This window comes from Synechococcus sp. YX-04-1 (genome assembly GCF_030546365.1).
In the GTDB taxonomy this organism is placed as follows: Bacteria; Cyanobacteriota; Cyanobacteriia; order PCC-6307; family Cyanobiaceae; genus Parasynechococcus.
Genome location: NZ_JAUONZ010000003.1, coordinates 62,699 through 81,539 on the forward strand (window position 1 = coordinate 62,699; position 18,841 = coordinate 81,539).

General features: G+C 60.7%; 23 protein-coding genes and 3 tRNA genes. 9 read left to right on the plus strand and 17 right to left on the minus strand.

Annotated elements, in window-relative coordinates; all coding sequences use genetic code 11:
• The first annotated feature begins 15 nt into the window (after positions 1-15).
• Complete coding sequence (locus Q3Y53_RS06410) at positions 16-1,704, plus strand: Ppx/GppA phosphatase family protein (protein ID WP_303534248.1); 1,689 nt, start codon at positions 16-18, stop codon at positions 1,702-1,704.
• Here the strand turns inward: Q3Y53_RS06410 and Q3Y53_RS06415 are convergent.
• From Q3Y53_RS06415 to petC, 6 genes are all read right to left on the minus strand, one after another.
• On the minus strand, positions 1,688-2,464 hold the full coding sequence (locus Q3Y53_RS06415) for a RodZ family helix-turn-helix domain-containing protein (protein WP_303534251.1): 777 nt from the start codon (positions 2,462-2,464) through the stop codon (positions 1,688-1,690). The two genes, Q3Y53_RS06410 and Q3Y53_RS06415, sit on opposite strands and share 17 nt — an antisense overlap.
• 100 nt (positions 2,465-2,564) lie before the next feature.
• A tRNA-Val gene (locus Q3Y53_RS06420) sits at positions 2,565-2,636 on the minus strand.
• A 25-nt stretch (positions 2,637-2,661) separates the two neighbouring features.
• On the minus strand, positions 2,662-3,423 hold the full coding sequence (gene cobM, locus Q3Y53_RS06425) for a precorrin-4 C(11)-methyltransferase (protein ID WP_303534253.1): 762 nt from the start codon (positions 3,421-3,423) through the stop codon (positions 2,662-2,664).
• Positions 3,420-4,298 carry a prolipoprotein diacylglyceryl transferase gene (gene lgt, locus Q3Y53_RS06430; RefSeq protein ID WP_303534255.1) on the minus strand — a complete coding sequence of 293 codons (879 nt, stop codon included), beginning with the start codon at positions 4,296-4,298 and terminating at the stop codon, positions 3,420-3,422. The genes cobM and lgt overlap by 4 nt, the downstream gene beginning before the upstream one ends.
• A 5-nt stretch (positions 4,299-4,303) precedes the next feature.
• Positions 4,304-5,236: a cytochrome f gene (petA, locus tag Q3Y53_RS06435; RefSeq protein ID WP_303534792.1), complete on the minus strand. Its 933-nt coding sequence runs from the start codon at positions 5,234-5,236 to the stop codon at positions 4,304-4,306.
• 38 nt (positions 5,237-5,274) lie between these two features.
• Positions 5,275-5,811, minus strand: coding sequence for a cytochrome b6-f complex iron-sulfur subunit (petC, locus tag Q3Y53_RS06440; protein WP_226401539.1), 537 nt, complete (start codon positions 5,809-5,811; stop codon positions 5,275-5,277).
• A 47-nt stretch (positions 5,812-5,858) separates the two neighbouring features.
• Here petC and Q3Y53_RS06445 point away from each other — a divergent pair, with 47 nt between their 5' ends.
• Positions 5,859-6,275, plus strand: coding sequence for a DUF3067 family protein (locus tag Q3Y53_RS06445; protein WP_303534262.1), 417 nt, complete (start codon positions 5,859-5,861; stop codon positions 6,273-6,275).
• On the opposite strand, the gene tatC is transcribed toward Q3Y53_RS06445, so the two are convergent.
• Positions 6,256-6,960: a twin-arginine translocase subunit TatC gene (gene tatC / locus Q3Y53_RS06450; RefSeq protein ID WP_226426027.1), complete on the minus strand. Its 705-nt coding sequence runs from the start codon at positions 6,958-6,960 to the stop codon at positions 6,256-6,258. The genes Q3Y53_RS06445 and tatC overlap by 20 nt on opposite strands.
• Before the next feature lie 125 nt (positions 6,961-7,085).
• On the minus strand, positions 7,086-8,765 hold the full coding sequence (locus Q3Y53_RS06455; protein ID WP_303534794.1) for an NFACT family protein: 1,680 nt from the start codon (positions 8,763-8,765) through the stop codon (positions 7,086-7,088).
• An 86-nt stretch (positions 8,766-8,851) separates the two neighbouring features.
• Here Q3Y53_RS06455 and gmk point away from each other — a divergent pair, with 86 nt between their 5' ends.
• A complete protein-coding gene (gmk, locus tag Q3Y53_RS06460) occupies positions 8,852-9,409 on the plus strand; it encodes a guanylate kinase (protein ID WP_303534266.1) in 558 nt (185 codons plus the stop codon).
• An 85-nt stretch (positions 9,410-9,494) separates the two neighbouring features.
• Here the strand turns inward: gmk and psaJ are convergent, their stop codons facing one another.
• Positions 9,495-9,611 carry a photosystem I reaction center subunit IX gene (gene psaJ / locus Q3Y53_RS06465; protein ID WP_006850741.1) on the minus strand — a complete coding sequence of 39 codons (117 nt, stop codon included), beginning with the start codon at positions 9,609-9,611 and terminating at the stop codon, positions 9,495-9,497.
• Positions 9,612-9,643: 32 nt separating this feature from the next.
• The gene (locus Q3Y53_RS06470; protein WP_226425942.1) at positions 9,644-10,120 is read right to left on the minus strand and encodes a Photosystem I reaction center subunit III; all 477 of its coding nucleotides are present in this window, start codon (positions 10,118-10,120) and stop codon (positions 9,644-9,646) included.
• A 77-nt stretch (positions 10,121-10,197) separates the two neighbouring features.
• Between Q3Y53_RS06470 and tsaD the strand changes: the two genes are divergently transcribed.
• Both tsaD and Q3Y53_RS06480 read left to right on the plus strand, forming a co-directional pair.
• Positions 10,198-11,271, plus strand: a complete 1,074-nt coding sequence (gene tsaD / locus Q3Y53_RS06475) for a tRNA (adenosine(37)-N6)-threonylcarbamoyltransferase complex transferase subunit TsaD (protein ID WP_303534279.1) — start codon at positions 10,198-10,200, stop codon at positions 11,269-11,271.
• A 42-nt stretch (positions 11,272-11,313) separates the two neighbouring features.
• Positions 11,314-11,490, plus strand: a complete 177-nt coding sequence (locus Q3Y53_RS06480) for a chlorophyll a/b-binding protein (RefSeq protein ID WP_226414054.1) — start codon at positions 11,314-11,316, stop codon at positions 11,488-11,490.
• Here Q3Y53_RS06480 and Q3Y53_RS06485 read toward each other — a convergent pair whose 3' ends face one another.
• Positions 11,491-12,660: a type IV pilus twitching motility protein PilT gene (locus Q3Y53_RS06485; RefSeq protein WP_303534286.1), complete on the minus strand. Its 1,170-nt coding sequence runs from the start codon at positions 12,658-12,660 to the stop codon at positions 11,491-11,493. It abuts the gene before it with no gap.
• Between the two features lie 113 nt (positions 12,661-12,773).
• On the opposite strand from Q3Y53_RS06485, the gene wecB reads away from it, so the two are divergent.
• The 4 genes from wecB to Q3Y53_RS06505 are packed head-to-tail and all read left to right on the plus strand — an operon-like array spanning position 12,774 to position 15,957.
• Positions 12,774-13,886, plus strand: coding sequence for a non-hydrolyzing UDP-N-acetylglucosamine 2-epimerase (wecB, locus tag Q3Y53_RS06490; RefSeq protein WP_303534289.1), 1,113 nt, complete (start codon positions 12,774-12,776; stop codon positions 13,884-13,886).
• Positions 13,855-14,457: a DUF1643 domain-containing protein gene (locus tag Q3Y53_RS06495; RefSeq protein ID WP_303534292.1), complete on the plus strand. Its 603-nt coding sequence runs from the start codon at positions 13,855-13,857 to the stop codon at positions 14,455-14,457. Before wecB ends, Q3Y53_RS06495 begins: the two co-directional genes overlap by 32 nt.
• Positions 14,457-14,702 (plus strand): hypothetical protein, encoded by a 246-nt coding sequence (locus tag Q3Y53_RS06500; protein ID WP_115010390.1) that lies wholly within the window; start codon positions 14,457-14,459, stop codon positions 14,700-14,702. Before Q3Y53_RS06495 ends, Q3Y53_RS06500 begins: the two co-directional genes overlap by 1 nt.
• Positions 14,692-15,957 (plus strand): sodium:proton antiporter, encoded by a 1,266-nt coding sequence (locus Q3Y53_RS06505; RefSeq protein ID WP_226425947.1) that lies wholly within the window; start codon positions 14,692-14,694, stop codon positions 15,955-15,957. Before Q3Y53_RS06500 ends, Q3Y53_RS06505 begins: the two co-directional genes overlap by 11 nt.
• Here the strand turns inward: Q3Y53_RS06505 and gltX are convergent.
• From gltX to Q3Y53_RS06535, 6 genes are all read right to left on the minus strand, one after another.
• Positions 15,901-17,334, minus strand: a complete 1,434-nt coding sequence (gene gltX, locus Q3Y53_RS06510; RefSeq protein ID WP_226425948.1) for a glutamate--tRNA ligase — start codon at positions 17,332-17,334, stop codon at positions 15,901-15,903. The genes Q3Y53_RS06505 and gltX overlap by 57 nt on opposite strands.
• Positions 17,335-17,355: 21 nt before the next feature.
• Positions 17,356-17,429, minus strand: a tRNA-Asp gene (locus tag Q3Y53_RS06515).
• Positions 17,430-17,644: 215 nt separating this feature from the next.
• Complete coding sequence (locus Q3Y53_RS06520; RefSeq protein WP_006043540.1) at positions 17,645-17,833, minus strand: hyperconserved protein Hcp; 189 nt, start codon at positions 17,831-17,833, stop codon at positions 17,645-17,647.
• 37 nt (positions 17,834-17,870) lie between these two features.
• Positions 17,871-17,943 (minus strand) — tRNA-Trp (locus Q3Y53_RS06525).
• A 60-nt stretch (positions 17,944-18,003) separates the two neighbouring features.
• Complete coding sequence (gene rplS, locus Q3Y53_RS06530) at positions 18,004-18,480, minus strand: 50S ribosomal protein L19 (protein WP_226425949.1); 477 nt, start codon at positions 18,478-18,480, stop codon at positions 18,004-18,006.
• Positions 18,481-18,505: 25 nt separating this feature from the next.
• Positions 18,506-18,793, minus strand: a complete 288-nt coding sequence (locus Q3Y53_RS06535) for a PepSY domain-containing protein (protein ID WP_226425950.1) — start codon at positions 18,791-18,793, stop codon at positions 18,506-18,508.
• Between the last annotated feature and the right edge of the window lie 48 nt (positions 18,794-18,841).

Genomic DNA, 18,841 nt, shown 5'->3' on the forward strand with positions numbered 1-18,841 from the left:
CCTAGTCAGGGCCTGATGGCCTCGGCTGTCAGTGGCAGAGTGGATTCCATTGCCGCTCTGACGTTGATGCTGGATGCCAAGGCCCCAGCCCAGCCAACGGAACAGAAAAACGGCGTGCCTCAGGCAGCGAATCCTGATCTGCGCCGGATCGCCGCCATCGACATCGGCACCAATTCCTTTCATCTTCTGGTGGCAGCCGTTGATCCGAAGCTGCGCACGTTTCGGATCATCCAGGCCGAAAAGGCCACCACGCGTCTTGGGGAGCGTGATCCCGAGACCGGTGAGCTGACATCGGCAGCGATGCAACGGGGGCTGGAAACTCTCCGCCAGTTCAGAGATATTGCCGCCAGTCATCGGGTTGAGCAGATCGTGACGGCCGCGACGAGTGCCGTTCGTGAAGCGCCCAATGGTCGCGATTTCCTCCAGACCATTCTCGACGATCTGGGGATGGAGGTGGATTTGGTCAGCGGCCCCGAGGAGGCCCGGCTGATCTACCTGGGTGTCCTCTCAGGAATGCCGTTTGGAGATCGTCCTCATCTTCTGCTCGACATCGGCGGTGGCTCCACGGAGCTGATCCTTGCCGATGGTCGTGATGCCCGCGCCCTCACCAGCACCCGTGTGGGGGCCGTGCGCCTCCAGCGGGACTTTGTTCGGGATGATCCGATGCCCCCCCAACGGCGATCGTTTCTGCAGGCTTTCATTCAGGGGTCGCTTGAACCTGCGGTCGACAAAGTGCGTCGCAGGATCAAACCCGGTGAAACTCCTGTGTTGGTGGCCACCAGCGGCACGGCCATGGCGATTGGCTCACTGGCTGCGAGTGAAGAGGAGCGTCCACCCCGCAAATTGCATGGGTACCGCGTCACCCGGCAGCGCCTGGACCAGGTGGTCGATCGTCTGATCACGATGACCCCTGCTCAGCGGAGGGAGTTGGCTCCGATCAATGACCGTCGGGCCGAAATCATTGTTCCCGGCGCGCTGATCCTGCAAACCACCATGAAGATGCTGGGAGTCGAGGACTTGGTGCTGAGTGAGCGTGCGCTCAGGGAAGGTCTGATTGTTGATTGGATGCTTCGCCAGGGGCTTCTGGAAGACCGCTTCAGCTTTCAGAGCAGCATCAGGCAACGCACCGTGATTCATCAGGTTCAGCGTTTTGCGGTGAATCAGATCAGGGCTGAACGGGTCGCCAGCCATGCCCTAAGCCTCTACGACGCAACGCGAGGAGTGATGCATGACGACAGCGGCGAAGGTCGCGAACTGCTTTGGGCTGCCGCCATGCTCCATTCCTCTGGCCAGCACATCAACATCAGCGCTTACCACAAGCACACTTGGTACTTGATTCGTCATGGTGAGCTTCTGGGCTATTCCGAAGCGGAGCATCTGATGGTGGCGGCGATTGCTCGCTATCACCGCCGCAGCTTGCCGAAGAAACGCCATGAGTCTTGGCAGCTTGTGGCCACCCGAGAAAACCGTCGTTGCGTTCATCAGATGGCCCTGCTGCTGCGCTTGGCCGCGGCCCTGGATCGCAGGCCTGAACCGGTGATTTCAGCACTCCGCATTCATGCGGTGAAGGGAACTCTTGAGCTGGAAATCGTCCCTGAGCGGGTCAACCAGAACGTCAGCCTTGAGCAATGGAGCTTGGAAAGCTGCGCTGAGGTGGTGAAGGAGGCTGTCGGGGTGGATCTGCGCGTCAGCGTTCAGGGTTGAGAGGGATCCAGCGGATGTCGTTCACGGCGCCAAGGGTTCGTGTCTCTGCGTCGGGGTAACTCAGCTGGACCAGATCAGGCCGGCCTGCGTAGATCTCCACCAGATCGGGATTTTCGATCCTGCGCTCACCATTCAGGAGCCCTTCGAATTCCACAATTCCCTCACGCCGCAAGGCGATCCAGCTGGGTTCGCTGCTGCTGATCGTGAGTCCCAGCTCTGCGGTGGGTGGAGCTGGAGCGATGAGAGCATCGAGCTCCTCTACAACCTCGGCCACCTCGAGGTCTGCCTCGCTTGGTTCAAGGGTTTGATTGGTAGGCCTCAACCCTTGTGCGAAGCGCGTCAACTCGGAGGAGTTGTTCCACACAAAAAAGCCAAGCCCAGCAAGCCCGGCTAGGGCCAAAAGGGGAAGCGGATGAACTGTTCTTTGTTTCTGAGGGGTGATGCCCCGCGTTGTTGCCCCGGGAGTCGCCCGTTTGGGCTGGTTGGTGGTGAGGGGACCGAGGGTCTGAACCATGGCGTCAGCATCCAAACCCAGATGGGAGCTGAGCCGGCGCACCATGGCCTTGATGAACACGGGTTCAGGAAGTTCGGCTTGATCGCCGCGTTCCAGTGCTGCGAGTTGCTCCTCGCCCATGTGCATCTGGCCGGCGAGCTGGTTCTGGGTCAGGCCCGCTGCAGCCCGTGCCTCGGCCAACTGTCGCCCTGCCTCTACAAGGCCCGTGGCTTTGCCTTGGTCGTCCGCAAGACTCCGCTCGTTCATCAATGAGTAAGTCGACCTAGCTCAGGGCTGAACCTAGGCCCATTCCACAGTGCAGTCAGCCCTTGATGAACGCCGAAGGATTAAGTGCCACCAAAAAATATGGGCGATACTGGATTCGAACCAGTGACCCCTTCCGTGTGAAGGAAGTGCGCTACCACTGTGCTAATCGCCCGCACAAGTCGATCCTAAACCACTGCCTATTGGGCTTTCGGACGGAACAGGTGGTCGTGGTCAGGCGAGTAAAGGCGTGAGCGTTGAGGACCACCGGCGAGGGCCGGACTGACTACGTAGAGCGTTGTTCGAATCAGATTCCGTTCCCGACTGACCGCAGCCATCTCCTTGAGAGGAACCACTGTGAGCATCTGATCGGGCCAGCTCACCCGATGTCCGATGGCTACTGGCGTGTCGGCGGGATAGTGCTCCAGAAGGGTGGTTTGCACCTCTTCAACGTGTCGTGCACTCAAATAGATGCAAAGGCTGGCGCGCAGGGCGGCCAGCCGATCCAGCTGTTCCCGTTCCGGCACGCCGGTGCGACCTCCAGCGCGACTGAGAACAATGGTCTGCACCACGCCTGGAAGGGTGAGTTCGCTGGCCAGTCCGGCGGCTGCCGCTTGGTAAGCGCTGATCCCGGGGATTACTTCCACGGGGATTTTGGCGTCGTTTAAGGCGCAGATCTGTTCGTTGATGGCGCTGTAGAGCGCCGTGTCTCCGTCGTGGAGTCGCACCACCCGTTTGCCCTGGCGGTGTCGATCGATCAGCAACGGGATCAGGTCTTCGAGCGTGGTCGTGCTGGTGCGGATCCGTTCGCAATCAGCCGGAGCCAGATCTGCGATGGCTGGACAGACCAGGGAATCCGTCCAGATCAGCACATCGGCCTTTTTAAGACGTTCAGCTGCGCGAAGGGTGAGCAGGTCTGGGGCACCCGGGCCTGCGCCGACGAAACTGACAACTTGACTCAACTGCGTTGGCCTGATGGATCAGGCAAGGGTCGCTTTCGTCCGTATAGCCACCAAAGCCCGATCATGCCCAGCGCGACCAAGGTGCAACTCATCAATTGGGCGATGCGGATTCCCCCTTCGCAAGCCGGTGGAAGCGAACCGATGCAGAGAGGATCAATGCGCAGACCTTCGATCCAGACACGGCCGAGGCTGTACCCCACCAGATACACGCAACTCATGACGCCCGATGGGAGCTTCCCAGGAGCTTTCAGCCCGCGGCGAAAGAGCAGCAGCAGAACTGCGAAGAGCAGCAGGTTCCAAATGGATTCATACAGAAACGTCGGGTGGAAAAACTCCGACGTGCTGTAAACCACCGGCCGGCTCTGCGCCGGGATGAACAGCTTCCACGGCAGATCAGTCGGAACCCCAAAGGCCTCTGAATTGAAGAAATTCCCCCAGCGACCGATGGCCTGTCCCAAGGCCACGGAAGGAACCAGAACGTCCAGAACATCCCAGAAGGGTTGCCGACGCCAGCGGCAGAACAGGATCAGGGTGATTGTTCCCGCCAGCAAAGCACCGTGGATAGCGATCCCTCCTTCCCAGATGGCCAGGGCCTTGAGCGGGTTTGAGGCGTAGTTGTGCCACTCGAAGGCCACGTAGTAGATCCGTGCTCCGATGACGGCAAACAGCACCAGCAAGGGCAGCAGATCGCTGATCAGGCCGTTCTCCAGCTGTCGAAGCTTGGCCAGGCGGCTGGAGAGGTTCAGTCCAATCAAGACGGCTGTTGCAATCAGCAGCCCGTACCAACGCAGGGGAAGGAACCAGCTTTCGGTAAGAGGCAAAAATTCCCCTGGCGACTGGAAGGTCGCCAGGGGAAACAGGGCTTCAACAGCCATAGCGATCAGACGCCCTCAGCTGCCTGAACTTTTTCGATCTGCCTCTTCTTCAACACCAACATGATCTGAGCCAGAGCCACGGCAGCGAAGAAGGCGAGCAAGCCATAGATACGAACGGGGTTCTGCAGAACAATTTCCGCGTCCACCTGGCCGAAGCCACCCACGTTGGGGTCGTTGGTCAGGGCAGCACCGGCTTCGATGCTGTCACCAACACTGACCAGCACTTCAGGACCAACTGGAATGGTCTCAGTCACGCTGTTGCCGTCAGCAGCTTTGATGCTGACCACGCTGGCGCCGTTGTCACCGGGCTCGATGGAGGCAATGGTTCCGCTGGCCGGAGCCGTGTAGACGGTGTTGTTGCTCTTCTCACCGGTGGGATACACCTGGCCACGGCCGCGATTGCCACCCACGTGGATCTGGTACTTGCCGAAGTGGATGTTGCTGTCGTTGGCGGGATCAGGGGACAGAACAGGGAAGACGATCTCTTGGTGTTCGTCACCAGGAATCGGTCCCACCAGCAGGATGTTCGGCTGGTCGTCGCTGTACTGGGTGAAGTAGACGCCTTCCGTCTCTTCCTTGATCTCCTCGGTCCAGCGGTCCTGAGGAGCCAGGGTGAAGCCATCGGGAAGCATCACGACAGCGCCCACCTGCATACCCACGTCGCTGCCGTCAGCTCCGATCTCCTGAAGACCCTTCTCGTAGGGAACCTTGACGCTGGCGGTGAAGACGCTGTCGGGGAGCACCGATTGGGGAACTTCAGCCTGGGTCAGCTTTTTGGCCAGGTGGCAGTTCGCACAAACAATCTTGCCTGTGGCTTCCCGGGGGCTGTCGTAGTTCTGTTGAGCCCAGAAGGGGTAGGCCCAGCTGGCAGCCGGGGCAATCAGCAGAGCCAGTCCAATGACTAGCGATCCAAGGAGGAGGGAGAGGTGACGACGCATGGGACGGTGAGGGAATTCAGGCGTAGGGAAGGGAAAGATCAGGCCCACCAGGGCTTATCACCAGTTCTGAAGTCGGTCTCGGTCCACTGGCTCATGAACACGTTGTCGTTCTCCACGCTGACGTTGGCCAGGGCCAGGGAGAGAGGGGCAGGTCCACGGACCACCTTGCCGGTGGCGTCGTACTGACTGCCATGGCAAGGGCACATGAACTTGTTGGCACCGCTGTTCCAGGGAACGACGCAACCGAGGTGGGTGCAGATGGCGTTGATGCCGTAGCTGCCAATGGCGTCTTCGCCTTCAACGATCAGATAGGTGGGATCACCCTTGAGGCCCTGCACCAGGCTGCGATCGCCCTCGGGGTGGCTGGAGAGCCAACCGCTGGCTGTGATCGGGTTGCCCAGCTCATCCTTGGCACTGGTGCCACCGCCGCTGCCGGCTGCCTTGGGGGGGATGAAGTAATTCGCCACCGGGTAGAGGGCTCCCAGGGCCACACCAGTGACGGAGCCGAACGTCAGCAGATTCATGAACTGCCGACGACCCATTCCGGGCACATCGCTCGAGGAGAGTTGTGTCATGGCGGACGTTCATCCAGCTCGGATTGGCGACCATTATGGATGCTTAAGTGCCTGTCAAGCTTTGCAACGACAGGCGTCTTCCTGCTCCTGCCGCTACTGCTTCTGTGCTTGAAATCGCCAACGCCGTGCCCGAGCCGCCGCTCAGCGTCGACGAGGTGATTGCCTGTCTACGCCAGCGCTGGCGGGCGACTTACGACCTTCAGCTGGTGGTGCGACGCCGTCGTTTGTACCTCCAGGTGATGTGGGCCTATCTCGAGCAACAGTCGTTTCCGATGGACCTTGAGGCCTATCGGCAGCATCTCGGTGAGGTGCTGGATGTTGTGAATCGTCTTGGTTTGGCGGGTCAGGTGCGCCAATGGCTTGGTTCCACCCGTGACAAACCGCGTCTGGGCAAGGCGTTGAGTCTTCCGCTGGAAGCGACGGGGCCGGAGGCGGAAACGCTGATCAAGGAGTTTCTGGTCTGAACGATTCGGTCAGAGCCACCAGGCCGACGCCAATTAAAAACAGTGCCGTGATGGCTCCAGCCAGCAGCAGCATTGTGATCGGATCGGTGGATGGCGTCAGCACGGCTCCAGCCAGGGCTGAACCCAGCACAACCCAGCGCCAGGCTCCCAGCATCGGCCTCCAGCGCACAAGCCCCAGAGCCCCGAGGAGCAGCTGCAGCACAGGAAGCTGAAACGCCAGCCCGGTGGCCAGCATCAGCAGCAGAACAAAATCCAGATAGCGCTCGATCGACCAAAGCGGCTCCACCACATCGGCGCCGTAGCTCACCAGAAAACGCAGGGCGGCTGGCACTAGGGCCCACCAGGCAAAGGCCAGGCCCACCATGAACAGGACCGCGGAGCCGGCGACGGCAGGGGCAATCAGGCGTCGTTCGCGGATCGTCAGGCCCGGCAGCACGAAGGCCAGGATCTGAAACAGCACATAGGGCAGGGCCAGGGTGAGTCCGGCGTAGCCGGCAACCTTCAGCGAGACGAATAAAAACTCGCCCGGCGCGAGTTGAAGGAAATGAATGCCACTGGCTGGCGCTTCCAGCAGGCGCACCAGCGGTTTGACTCCCAGCAGACAGGTCAGCGCTGCAATGACAACGGCCAGCAAGCTGCGCAGAACCCGTTGGCGCAATTCCTCAAGGTGATCCACCAGAGGCATCTCCACCTCATTGGGTAAATCGGCATCGCCAGGTGCCCGCCCAATGCGAATGGGTGGTGGTGGTTGCAGAGCTGGGGGACCTTCGGGGCGCTCAGACACGGACGCAGGTCGGGCGGCGCAACAGGTCAGCCCGAGTGTGGGTTCAGGCTAGGGGCAAGCAGCCGCTCTTCCGCGCCCTGGGGATCCCCCCAGCGGATTTCAGCTGGTCCATGGCGCACGGTGCCCGGTCCTGCACCGGGAATTCGCTGCAGCTGATCGGTGGGCACCATCACCACTGCCACCCGCGTGTTGCCCCGAGCGCGACTGAAATAGGCCGCCAGGTCTGTTGCCATTGCCAGGTCGGATTCCTCGGCCAGCCCATTGGAGCTCTTCAACACCACATGACTCCCTGGGCATTCCTGGGCGTGAAACCAGAGGTCACCACTGCGGGCCTGGCGCAGCGAGATCCAGTCGTTCTGGCGGTGGTTCCGCCCCACCTGAACCTTGAGACCTCCCGGAGTGTTCAGTTCCAGCGGATTGGGCTGGTCCCTTTGACGCTGCTGTCTTGTGCTGCGACGGCGTTCTTTTGGCTGCAGCAGCTCATCGAGTTCCTCCCGCAGATCATTGAGGGCGGAGAGGCGTGCTGGGCAGTCCTGCCAGGTTGCGCTCAGTTGATCCTCGATGAAGGTTTCGCTCTCGTTGATCAGCTCAAGACGTCGCTGATGGTGCTTCAGCCGCTGCTCGAGGATCGGGCGCGATCTCCGTAGTTTTTTGGCCCGGCGATAGAGCGACTGGGCTTCATCGACCTGGTCGCGGCTTGGGTTGCCAATGCAAAGGAGAGCATCCGCCTGGCGTTGAAGGGCCCCGTGCCCGTCGGTGGCGTTCAGGCGCTGACGTTGGTCCTCCTGGGCGGCCTGTTCTTTGCTGCGCCAACGCTCCAGGCGTTGACGCAGGTCATGGTTGACCCGTGCCAGGGCCCGTTGCTCTTGGCATTGCTGGTGCAGGGATCCCAGCGTGAGCGCCAGAGAGGGTTGTGGATGCACTTCATTACGGGGAGATCCCCAGACCCGGTAACGACCGTCGTTCTCCACCACGAGGGCGAACTGTTCGCTCTCGAGTTGGTCCAACCAGAGAGACCATCGCTCAAAGAGGTGGCTCCACTGGCTGGCATCCAGGCTGTCCACCGGGGTGTTCACATGGTCTCCGGCGAGCTGTCCAGCGAGGGCTGGGCTGATCCCCTGATAGGTCTGCTGAAAGGCCTTGCGCAGCGGGATCGGGACGAGAGAGAGCCGCTCCTTCCAGCGTTCAAAGCCCTCCGTTCGATCCGGTGCCAACCCCTGAAGCATCGGGGGTTGGCTGTAGGAATCACCGGTGGAGAGAGGGCGCACGCGGGACTGATGGTCCCGGACCTGGCGCCCCAGAGCAATGATGCGGCGCTGCTCATCGAGGAGCAGGAGGTTGCTGTGCCGTCCCATCAGCTCCAACACGAGCACCCGCTGGATCGGTTCCCCAGGGCGTTGGGCAAACCGGAATTCCACCACCCGTTCAAAGCCGCTCTGGTGAAGCTCCACAAGAGCCAGCTGGCGGAGGCTGTGTTGCAACTGTTGCGCGAAGGTGCTGCCGCTGCCGCTGCGCGGGGGAGGGTTGACCTCCACCAGTCGAGGTGCTTCGGCTTGCCAACTCAGTTCCAGCCACACCATCCCCTTGAGGCTGCGGCATCCCAGTTGAATCGTTGCTGGGTCCGGTTGTTGTGCCTTTTCGAAACGGCTTGGCACCAGCTTTGGACGCAGATTCCAGAGCACCGCGCGAAGCGTAGTGAGATCCATTGGCTGCAGGCTGGTGGAGGCGATCACCTGGAGCACCGGGCGGAGCGTTGGGGCTTCCTACTCTGCTGACCCACGCAGACGCCGCGATGTCCACCAGTGGAAAGCTCACCTTGATCACCGGTCCCAGTGGAGTCGGCAAGGGAACCCTGGTGAACCAGCTGCTGGAGCGCCATCCCCAGATTTGGCTGTCGGTGTCTGCCACCACCCGTTCTCCGCGCCAGGGGGAGCAGGACGGCATCAACTACTTCTTTCACAGCCGTGCGGGGTTTGAGGCCTTGGTGGAGCAGGGAGGTTTTCTGGAGTGGGCGGAATTCGCAGGGAATTGCTACGGCACTCCCCGCGGTCCTGCTGAGCAACAAATGGCGGCGGGGCGCCCCGTGCTTTTGGAGATTGAGTTGGAAGGTTCCCGCCAAGTGCGTCGCAGTTTCCCGGATGGGTTTCAGATTTTTCTGGCTCCCCCAAGCTTTGAGGAATTGGAGCGCCGGATCCGGGGGCGCGGTACCGATTCCGAGGACGCCATTCAGCGCCGCTTGACTCGCGCTCGTGAGGAACTCGAGGCTCAAGATGAATTCGATGCCGTCGTGATCAACGACGATCTCGAATCAGCGTTGAACCAGGTGGAGATGCTGATGGGGCTGGGATAACGCGGAGCTGATCTTGGCAACGCGGTGCAGGCACAAAAAAAGGGAACCCGAAGGTTCCCTTATCTGAAATTGATCAACCCGTGGTTCACATCGGGTGGAAGAGAAGATCGGGGAAGAAGCGGTTCCACTCGATCAGAATGCCGGCGGTGGCGGTGAACCAGATGGCTGCAACCACTGGAGCTGCGGTCAGAAACTTGTTCATTGTTGAGGGAGCAATGGTTGAAGTCGTATGAATCAGCGCGGTGAAACAGTCACCTTGCTGTCGTCTTCGAGCAGCTTGCCGCTGGTGAATTCACCGAATGCAGCGAGCGGCCAGGTGGCGGCAGCCAGAAGGCTCTTGAAGGCAATGCTGCGATCGATGAAAATTTCGTACTGGGCAGCATTCTTGCCGCGGGTTGCTTTCAGGTACTCACGACCGGCCCAGCCGATGCAACCGGTGATGTACAGGAACATGATCCCGGGATAGACAAAATCTCCGGCATGACTCCAGCGGCCGTCCACGATCAGGTGGGGAAGGCCATCCTCACCACAAGAGGCCTGGCTGTACATCTCGAAGCGGGCTTTGGCCTGAGGCGTTGTAGCGGCAGCGGCACGCTGCTGGAAACGGGCGCTTTCAGAGCAGGGTGTGAGGCCAGCCACATCCGCCTTGGCGACGGGGGCGAAGCCGAACACCAGGAGTGCTGAAAGCACGACGGCGAAGAGACGACGCATCGGAACGATTCCTCTGAACGGTGCCCCGAAAGGGCAAGATGTCACAAGCAGGAGAGTAGGAGAGGCGCATCGCTCCGATGCATGCAGTGCTTGCCCTCGAAACAAGTTGTGACGAGTCTGCGGCTGCGGTCCTACTCCGTCACGCTGATGGACGAATCGACGTTCTGGCGTCGCGGATTGCGTCCCAGGTCGAGGAGCATGCCCGTTGGGGTGGTGTGGTGCCTGAAATCGCCTCGCGTCGTCACGTCGAGGCCGTGCCTGGGCTGGTGGAGGCCGTTGTCAATAAGGCGGGTGTCGCTTTGGGGCAGCTGGATGCCATAGCGGCAACGATCACTCCAGGCCTGGCCGGGGCTCTGATGGTGGCCTCGGTGACCGGCCGCACCCTTGCCGCGCTGCATCAGCGCCCCTTCCTCGGCATCCATCATCTGGAAGGCCATCTGGCCTCGGTGATGCTTGGAGATGCTCAACCGCAAGCGCCTTATTTGGTGCTGCTGGTGAGTGGGGGCCACACCGAGCTGATCCTGGTGGCTGACGACGGGGCGATGACGCGTCTAGGCCGAAGCCATGACGATGCCGCTGGAGAAGCTTTCGACAAGGTGGCGCGCCTGCTCGGTCTGGGATACCCCGGAGGCCCTGCCATCCAGGCTGTTGCCGAAACGGGTGAGGCAACGCGCTTCCGCCTGCCCAAGGGGCGAATTTCATTGCCGGGCGGTGGGTTTCACCCCTACGACTTTTCCTTCAGTGGTCTGAAGACAGCCATGCTCCGCACCGTGGAAACACTGCGGCAGACCAGCGATCCGCTGCCTCTTGCCGATCTGGCCGCCAGTTTCGAACAGGTAGTGGCTGATGTTCTGGTGGAACGCAGCCTCCGCTGTGCTGAAGACCATGGTGTTCAGCAACTGGTGATGGTCGGTGGTGTCGCTGCGAACCGTCGTTTGCGCCAATGCATGCTCGAACAGGGGAAACAGCGGGGCATAGCAGTCTCCATCGCTCCTCTGGCCTTCTGCACCGACAACGCTGCAATGATCGGAGCTGCGGCCTTGATGCGTCTGGGCCAGAACACGGCTTCCACCTCTCTTGAATCGGGAGTTGCGGCCCGCTGGCCCTTGGATCAAGCCAATGCTTTATACACATCAGACCCACCCTTTTAAAGAAGCCTTTTAGGCTTAAACGCACTCTTCGGTCTCTGCGTCGTGGATCAACCGGAAACCAGATCAGATGCTCCGGAGCCCGTGGAGGCAGAAGAGCTGAACGCCTGGAAGCGTGGGTTTACTCCGCAAGCCGAAATCTGGAACGGCCGTCTGGCGATGATCGGCCTGTCCGCAGGGATCGCAGTAGTCCTTTTGGTGCGTGTGTTCAGCGGTGGCTGATTAGCTTCGGCCCCGCAGGGCTTGAGCCAGCTCGTTGGGTTTGAGGCTGACAGCTACAGCCTCTGTGGCGTCAATGCGATCTGCCTCCACCAGGGCCAGCAGCGATTGATTGGTTGTCACCATCCCATCAAATCCGCTGCGTTCCATGATTTCCTCCACCTCATCGAGCGCCCCCCGCTGGATGTAGTCCTTGCAGGCATCGGTGTTGATCAGAATGTCGTGATACGCCGCCCGTTTTCCGTCTTTCGTCTTGATCAATCCCTGGGCGATCACCCCCAGCAGCGACTCGGACAACGAACGGCGCACACTCTCCTGTTCCTCAGGTGAATACATGCCGAGGACCCGTTCCACGGTTTTCACCGCTGAATTGGTGTGCAGCGTCCCGAACACCAGGTGGCCGGTCTGGGCAGCTTCGAGGGCCGTGGAGAGGGTTTCCTGATCCCGGATTTCGCCCACCAAAATCACATCAGGGTCTTCCCGCAGGGCGGCCCTCAGGGCGTTGTGAAATTTGAGGGTGTGCAATCCCACTTCCCGGTGCCGGATGAGGGACTTGCGGCTCTCGTGCACGAACTCGACGGGATCCTCGATCGTGAGGATGTGCCGTGCCTCGTTGCGGTTGATCCAGTCGATCATGGCCGCGAGGGTTGTGCTTTTGCCGGACCCTGTCGGTCCGGTCACCAGGATCAGTCCCTTCCGACGGGCCGCGAGGCTCTGCAGCACGTTGGGGAGATGCAGCTGCTCCATGCTCAGGATCGTCTGCGGAATCAGGCGCAGCACCATGGCCGGGCCGCGCAGTGAATCCATCAGGTTGATGCGCACGCGCACGAAGGGGAAGGCATGGGAGCCGTCGAATTCCTTGTCGCGGTTGAAGCCATCGATCTGTTGTGGCGTCAGGATTTCCTGGAGCCATCCCTGAAAGACATCGGCCTGGGTCAAGGGCCATTCCGTGCCTTGCATGTCTCCCCGTGCGCGGTAGCGCGGTACTTCTCCAACACCCAGGTGGACGTCGGAATGGCCGGCCTCATGGGCGATGCGAACGATCTCCTCGAGGCTTGGAGAGCCATCTGCAGCTGATCTGCGCGCCGGGGTTTGAACCTCCAGAGATCGTTCTGAGGTACGAACCGAGGTTGGGCGCGGCGGGAAGCTGGGGGGGGAAACCGGCTGAGCCACGTTGATGGCGAGGGATCTTTCATCAGGATCGTCTCGATGCTCGGACTGGCAAGGATTTCTCACTGTTCTCTCCGGGTTGACGCCCGTAAACTCCGGCGGTCCGTCTGGATGGAATGGCTGAACAGCCCCGCGTCACGATCGTTCTGGGAACGCGTCCCGAGGCGATCAAGCTGGCTCCGGTCATCCGGACGTTCCAAGCCTGTGATGCATTGCAGACCCGTGTCGTCTTGACCGGTCAGCACCGTGAAATGGTGGGCCAGGTGATGGATCTGTTCCATCTCCAGGCGGATCAGGATCTCAATCTGATGGCACCTCGTCAGACCCTGACGCATGTCACCTGTGCTGCTCTGCAAGGGCTACGGGAAGACTTTCAGGCCTACCCCCCGCAGTTGGTCCTGGTGCAGGGCGACACCACCACGGCGTTTGCCGCTGGTTTGGCTGCGTTTTACGAGCAGATCCCGATTGGTCATGTGGAGGCCGGTCTGCGCACCGACGATCTTTTGGATCCCTTCCCAGAAGAAGCCAACCGTCGGCTCCTCTCCCAGATCGCGACCCTTCATTTCGCGCCGACGGCTAAGGCGGAATCCAACCTGAAGGCATCCGGTGTGGTCGGGGAGATCTCCGTGACCGGCAACACCGTGATCGATGCGTTGTTGTTGATGGCGGAATCGGCGCCGGATGTTCGGTTTGATGGCCTCGATTGGGACCAACAGAGGGTGATTCTCGCCACGGTCCATCGGCGTGAAAACTGGGGTGAGCGTCTGCATGACATCGCTGCAGGAATGCTGAAGGTGCTTGAGCGCTACCCCGACACGGCGCTTCTGCTGCCCATGCACCGCAACCCGACGGTGCGTGAACCGCTGCAGGCCCTGCTTGGAAGCCATCCCCGTGTCGTTCTGACCGAACCTTTGGACTACGACCGTCTCGTCGCAGCGATGAAAGGCTGCTGCCTTTTGCTCACCGATTCCGGTGGCCTTCAGGAGGAGGCCCCTGCGCTCGGCAAACCCGTGCTGGTTCTGCGGCGCACCACGGAGCGGCCCGAGGCCGTTGATGCAGGGACAGCCCGGCTGGTGGGCACCGATCCCGATGTGATCCTGGAAGAGACCTCGCGGCTGCTTGGGGATGCCAAGGCCTATCAAGAGATGTCCCGCGCCGTTAACCCCTTCGGCGATGGTCATGCCAGTGAACGCATCCTTGAGCGTTGCCGCCGACAGCTCGGGATCTGAAGCGTCCCTCAGCAGCGATGGCTGTTACCGCTGGTGGCTGCGGCGCTGCCTGGGTACGGGCGAAGGGTGCCTCCTCTTCCTGGGTCTGAATCCCTCAAGAGCCGATGGCCAGCGTGATGATCCGACCCTGCGCCGTTTGATCGGCTTCGCCAGGACATGGGGATATCGGGAGTTGCTGGTGCTGAATTTGTTTGCCCGGATGTCGCCCTCTCCGGCGGCGCTGCTGCGGGTGAAGGACCCCATCGGTGAGCAGAATGACGCGATATTGAACTGCTGGTTCAACCACTGGTCCCAAACATCTGGGGTCGATCTCTGGTGTGGATGGGGGGCGAATGGGGTGCGATGGGACCGGGCTCAACTGGTTCTTGGAGACATTCAGCGTTTGTTGCCACAACGCCGACGCTCGGTTCCCGACTCGCCGCATCCTCTGATGTTGGGTCAGACGGCCTCGGGGCAACCGCGTCATCCGCTGTACGCCCCGCGCAACGCCTGTCTTCGCCCTTTTCTCTGGGCAGACCCGGAACTGATCCGTCATCCTGTGGGGACCGTGATGGATGTCTTTCTGCGCTGATGTCCCGTACGCCCCGCCGCTACGCCGTCCATCTCCACCTTGTGGGAGGCCAAACCGAACGGGTGTTTTTTCCGAAACTCGAGACCTTTCAAGAGTGGTATCAAGGGGTGGTCAATGCCGAGAACCAGGGCGGTTTCGTCAACGTTCCCCTCAGCGATCTGGAAGGCGAGTATCTGGTCGTACGTCCCCAAGCCGTGATCGGCGTGCGCGTGGAACCTCAGTTCTCCTCTGTCGATGACGCCTGAGCGTCTGGGCCTCCTCTGGGGCGTCACGGTTTCCTCGGGTGCTGCGGCCCGTTTTCTGGCGGCCAAGTCGGAATTTCCTGGGGTGGTGTTGCTGCTCTTGTCTGGGTTGCTGATCGGTCGCTCTGGTCTGGGTTGGGTGGAACCCCTCGACCTCGGCTCCGGGCTTGGAACCGTGGTGGGTCTTCTCGTCAGCCTGGTGCTTTTCGACGGCGGACTGAATCTGCGTCTGCCTGGAGACACGATAAAGGCCACGGTGCAGCGGATTGCAGCCCTGCGTTTGTTGATCTCCCTGGGCGGCGGTCTGTTGGCAGCCCATTGGCTTGCCGGCCTCAGCTGGTCGCTCGCCGCTGTATTCAGTGCCATCGTGCTGGCCACGGGGCCAACGGTGGTCACCCCTCTGGTGCGTCAGATTCGGCTCGCCCCTCCTCTGGGTGAAGTCCTGGAGGCTGAGGGGCTGCTGCTGGAGCCTATCGGCGCTGTTTTAGCCCTGCTGCTGTTGGAGCTTGCCCTTGGCAACCTGCACGGCTGGCGTGAGGTGATGCTCGGCCTGCTGTATCGATTGGGCGGCGGTGTGCTGATTGGCGCAAGCGTCGGCTGGCTGCTGTCTGAGCTGCTGCGACGGCTCAACCCCGATCAGTTGAAAGGGCTCCCACTTCAGCTCAGTCTGGGTTTGCTGTTTCTGATGTATGGCGTCAGTGAGTGGCTGCTGCCGGAATCCGCCCTGCCTGCTTCGGTGGCGGCGGGCATCGTCGTCGGTCGACGTCCAGGACCTCACACCGCTGAATTGGATGGCTTGATTCAGGAACTGGCGCAGTTGGCGATCACCATGCTGTTTCCACTGCTGGCCGCTGACGTGTCCTGGGCTGAACTCAGCCCGCTGGGTTGGGGCGGAATCCTCTGCGTGCTGTCGTTGATGCTCGTGGTGCGTCCGATTGGCGTGGGTTTGGCCACCATCGGGCTGCCCTTCAAGCTTGAGCAACGGCTGTTTCTGGGTTGGCTAGCTCCTCGAGGCATCGTTACCGCTGCGGTGGCCTCTCTTTTCGCTATCCGTTTGGAGCAGGCCGGAATCCTTGGGGCTGGACGCCTTCAGGGGTTGGTGTTCCTGACCATCCTGATGACGGTTGGCCTCCAGGGCCTCACAGCCCAGCCCTTGGCTCGGGCTCTTGGCCTGGTTAAGACCGACGATGACGAACCTGCCTCAGCCGAGGCAGCGGCGCAGACGCGGCAGGTCCTCACCGATTCGGGCCAGCAGTGACCATGTGGTAATTAGATCGGGGCCTTGAAGACGCCCAAGCAGAGCGGCGCGCAGGGATTTCATCACAACCCCTTTCTTCACACCGGCTGCTTTGGCGGCATCCCCCAGCCAAGCCTTGGCTTGATCGATGTCACTGCCATCCCAAGGGTTGTTTTCGAGCCGCTGTATCAGGTCGGCAAGGGCTGTTTGAGCTCCCTCGACGGCCAGTTGCTCGACAGCATCCTCCTGGAGGTCAGGACAATCAAAGAATGGTTCCGCTTGGTCGACGCCATCTTTGAGCAAGGTGAGGGATGGCCCCAGCAAGGCACAGAGGTCGAGGCACCAGCTGGTGTCGCTGGGAGTGGTCCAACCGCGCTCGGCCCAAAGAGGCGTCAGTTCTTCCAGGAGCTTTCCTGCGGTCCAGCCATGCAGAACCTGGGCATTCAGCCAGTTGAGCTTGTCCCAGTCGAAACGCGCACCGGCTTTGTTGACGCGGTCGAAACCAAAGACGGCTGCGGCCTCACTCAAGCTGAATCGTTCCTCCATGCCCTCCGGCACGGACCACCCCAGCAAGGTCATGTAGTTGGCGATGGCGTCAGGGGTGTAGCCCATGGCGCGGAAGTCGTTGATGGAGGTCACCCCATCCCGTTTGGAGAGCTTGCGTCCCTCGGCATTGAGGATGAGAGGAGCGTGGGCAAAGGTGGGCAAGGTCAGGCCAAGCGCTTCGTAGAGGAGCAGTTGCTTGGCGGTGTTGGCAATGTGATCTTCACCGCGGATCACATGGGTGATCTCCATCGCGGCGTCATCGACCACCACAACAAGGTTGTATAAGGGATCGCCGATTTGATCGGCCGGAGCACGACGGGCAATCACCATGTCTCCGCCAAGGTCAGAGCCTCGCCAGCTCATGGCCCCACGCACCAGATCATTCCAGCGAATTTCGGCAGCGTCATCAATGCGAAAGCGGATCACCGCTTCACGGCCTTCTGCCTGAAATGCCTGCTCCTGCTCGGGCGTCAGAGTCCTGTGGCGGTTGTCGTAGCGCGGAGCTTGATTGGCCGCTTTCTGGGCATCGCGCATGGCCGTGAGTTCCGTTTCGCTGGCGTAGCAGCGGTAGGCCAATCCCCGATCGAGCAGGGTCTGTATCGCTTCACGATGCTGCGTCACCCGTTCGCTCTGGATGACGGGTTCCTCGTCCCAGTTGATCCCCAGCCACTGCAAGCCTTCGAGAATGTTTTGGGTGTACTCGGGCTTGGAGCGCTCCTTGTCGGTGTCTTCAATGCGGAGCACGAACGCTCCTTGCTCGTGCTTGGCATACAGCCAATTGAAAACAGCGGTTCGCGCCGTTCCAATATGAAGCGTGCCCGTTGGGCTGGGGGCCAATCGAACGCGCACCATCGTGGGTTTTGGTGGTGAGAACGGGACCGACGGGATTCGAACCCGCAACTTCCGCCGTGACAGGGCGGTGCTCTAACCGGTTGAACTACGGTCCCAGATCTGATTCAGAACTCGCGAGACGCGCTCCGAAGAATCTGATCTGTGTCGCCTGCGCGACCTGATCAGTATCAACTGTTGCCCTGCCCTCCGTCAACAACTGATCGCCGGATCAGCCTTGTTTTGTCTTCCGAGTGCTGTCATAAAAAATCCCCGACGACAATGTCGCCGGGAACTGAGGGAAGCATCGGTTCATGACCGAGTGCTCAATGAGTCAGGGACGGAATCCTGCAGGTTCGATGAGCCGAACCTGATTGCCGCGGGCGGTGAATTCACGTCCTTGATCACTTTGAACGACCACACGGCCGCCGGACTTGACGCGTATCACTCGGGCACGGACCCAGCCGAGGGCGGCTGATTCCAACACCTTCACAACATCACCAGGTTGAAGATCCAACTCCATGCTCAGAACCGGGAAACTGCACGAGGGGAACATCGGACGCGCCGTGGAGGACTCGAACCCCCGACATCAGGTTTTGGAGACCTGCGTTCTACCAACTGAACTAACGGCGCAAGGCGATGTGCCCCTCAGCCAACGTTGAAGTTGGCAACTGATTGAACGAGGTCGAAACCTCAGCGATCGAAGCGCTGCTTCACGCGGGTGGCCTTGCCCACCCGTTCCCGCAGATAAAAAAGCTTCGCCCTGCGCACTTTACCGCGCCGTTCCACCTTGATGGAAGCCACCTGGGGACTATGCAGCATGAACACCCGCTCAACGCCGATGCCCTGGAAAATCCGGCGCACGGTGATGGTCTGGTTGAGACCGCCATGGCGCTTGGAAATCACCACGCCCTCGTAGGGCTGAACACGCTCCTTGTTGCCCTCGCTGATGCGAACACCAACGCGCACGGTGTCGCCCACGTAGATCTCAGGAAGATCATCTTTCTGCTGAGACGACTCAAAGGAACGAATCAGAGCTTCGGGGCTCAATTTTTTGGCAGGAGCACTGGAAGCCTTGCTGGGCTTCGCTGCTGTGGCCTCAGGTGCTGTTTCCACAGCCGTTTCGGTGTTGTCGTCGGTCACCGCTGTGTCCTTCGAATCGGCTGCCATCCCAGCTCCGCGTTGAATCGCCAAACTATGAGTGTACCTTTCGACGCCATTGCTCCATCAGGAGTCCAATCCCTGTGATCAGCATCCACAGCAGGCCGATGGCATTGAGAAGAACGACGACCGGTTCCAGTGTGGAACCGAGCCATTCCCCTTCGTGCACCACCATTAACCAGTGAACCTGTTCCCGGCTGGCTCCGAACCAGTCCCGGGCCAGGCGGTAACTGACACCGGAGAACACCGTCACCAGCAAAGGCGCCAGAACGACAGGTGCAACGCTTCGATGCAGTTCGCGCAAGCGCACAAGCAGCGACATGACCGGCATCAATTCGGTTGCTCTTGATAGCGTGACGGATATTGGGTT

Coding starts and splice junctions, on each gene's coding strand:
- Q3Y53_RS06505 (WP_226425947.1), top strand. CDS start 14,692: ATGACGCCTGAGCGTCTGGGCCTCCTCTGGGGCGTCACGGTTTCCTCG.
- Q3Y53_RS06415 (WP_303534251.1), bottom strand. CDS start 2,464: ATGAACGAGCGGAGTCTTGCGGACGACCAAGGCAAAGCCACGGGCCTT.
- gltX (WP_226425948.1), bottom strand. CDS start 17,334: ATGGTGCGCGTTCGATTGGCCCCCAGCCCAACGGGCACGCTTCATATT.
- Q3Y53_RS06470 (WP_226425942.1), bottom strand. CDS start 10,120: ATGCGTCGTCTCTTCGCCGTCGTGCTTTCAGCACTCCTGGTGTTCGGC.
- Q3Y53_RS06520 (WP_006043540.1), bottom strand. CDS start 17,833: ATGGAGTTGGATCTTCAACCTGGTGATGTTGTGAAGGTGTTGGAATCA.
- tatC (WP_226426027.1), bottom strand. CDS start 6,960: ATGCCTCTGGTGGATCACCTTGAGGAATTGCGCCAACGGGTTCTGCGC.
- gmk (WP_303534266.1), top strand. CDS start 8,852: ATGTCCACCAGTGGAAAGCTCACCTTGATCACCGGTCCCAGTGGAGTC.
- petC (WP_226401539.1), bottom strand. CDS start 5,811: ATGACACAACTCTCCTCGAGCGATGTGCCCGGAATGGGTCGTCGGCAG.
- wecB (WP_303534289.1), top strand. CDS start 12,774: ATGGCTGAACAGCCCCGCGTCACGATCGTTCTGGGAACGCGTCCCGAG.
- rplS (WP_226425949.1), bottom strand. CDS start 18,480: ATGGCAGCCGATTCGAAGGACACAGCGGTGACCGACGACAACACCGAA.
- psaJ (WP_006850741.1), bottom strand. CDS start 9,611: ATGAACAAGTTTCTGACCGCAGCTCCAGTGGTTGCAGCCATCTGGTTC.
- tsaD (WP_303534279.1), top strand. CDS start 10,198: ATGCATGCAGTGCTTGCCCTCGAAACAAGTTGTGACGAGTCTGCGGCT.
- Q3Y53_RS06500 (WP_115010390.1), top strand. CDS start 14,457: ATGTCCCGTACGCCCCGCCGCTACGCCGTCCATCTCCACCTTGTGGGA.
- Q3Y53_RS06410 (WP_303534248.1), top strand. CDS start 16: ATGGCCTCGGCTGTCAGTGGCAGAGTGGATTCCATTGCCGCTCTGACG.
- Q3Y53_RS06535 (WP_226425950.1), bottom strand. CDS start 18,793: ATGTCGCTGCTTGTGCGCTTGCGCGAACTGCATCGAAGCGTTGCACCT.
- petA (WP_303534792.1), bottom strand. CDS start 5,236: ATGCGTCGTCACCTCTCCCTCCTCCTTGGATCGCTAGTCATTGGACTG.
- lgt (WP_303534255.1), bottom strand. CDS start 4,298: ATGGCTGTTGAAGCCCTGTTTCCCCTGGCGACCTTCCAGTCGCCAGGG.
- Q3Y53_RS06455 (WP_303534794.1), bottom strand. CDS start 8,765: ATGGATCTCACTACGCTTCGCGCGGTGCTCTGGAATCTGCGTCCAAAG.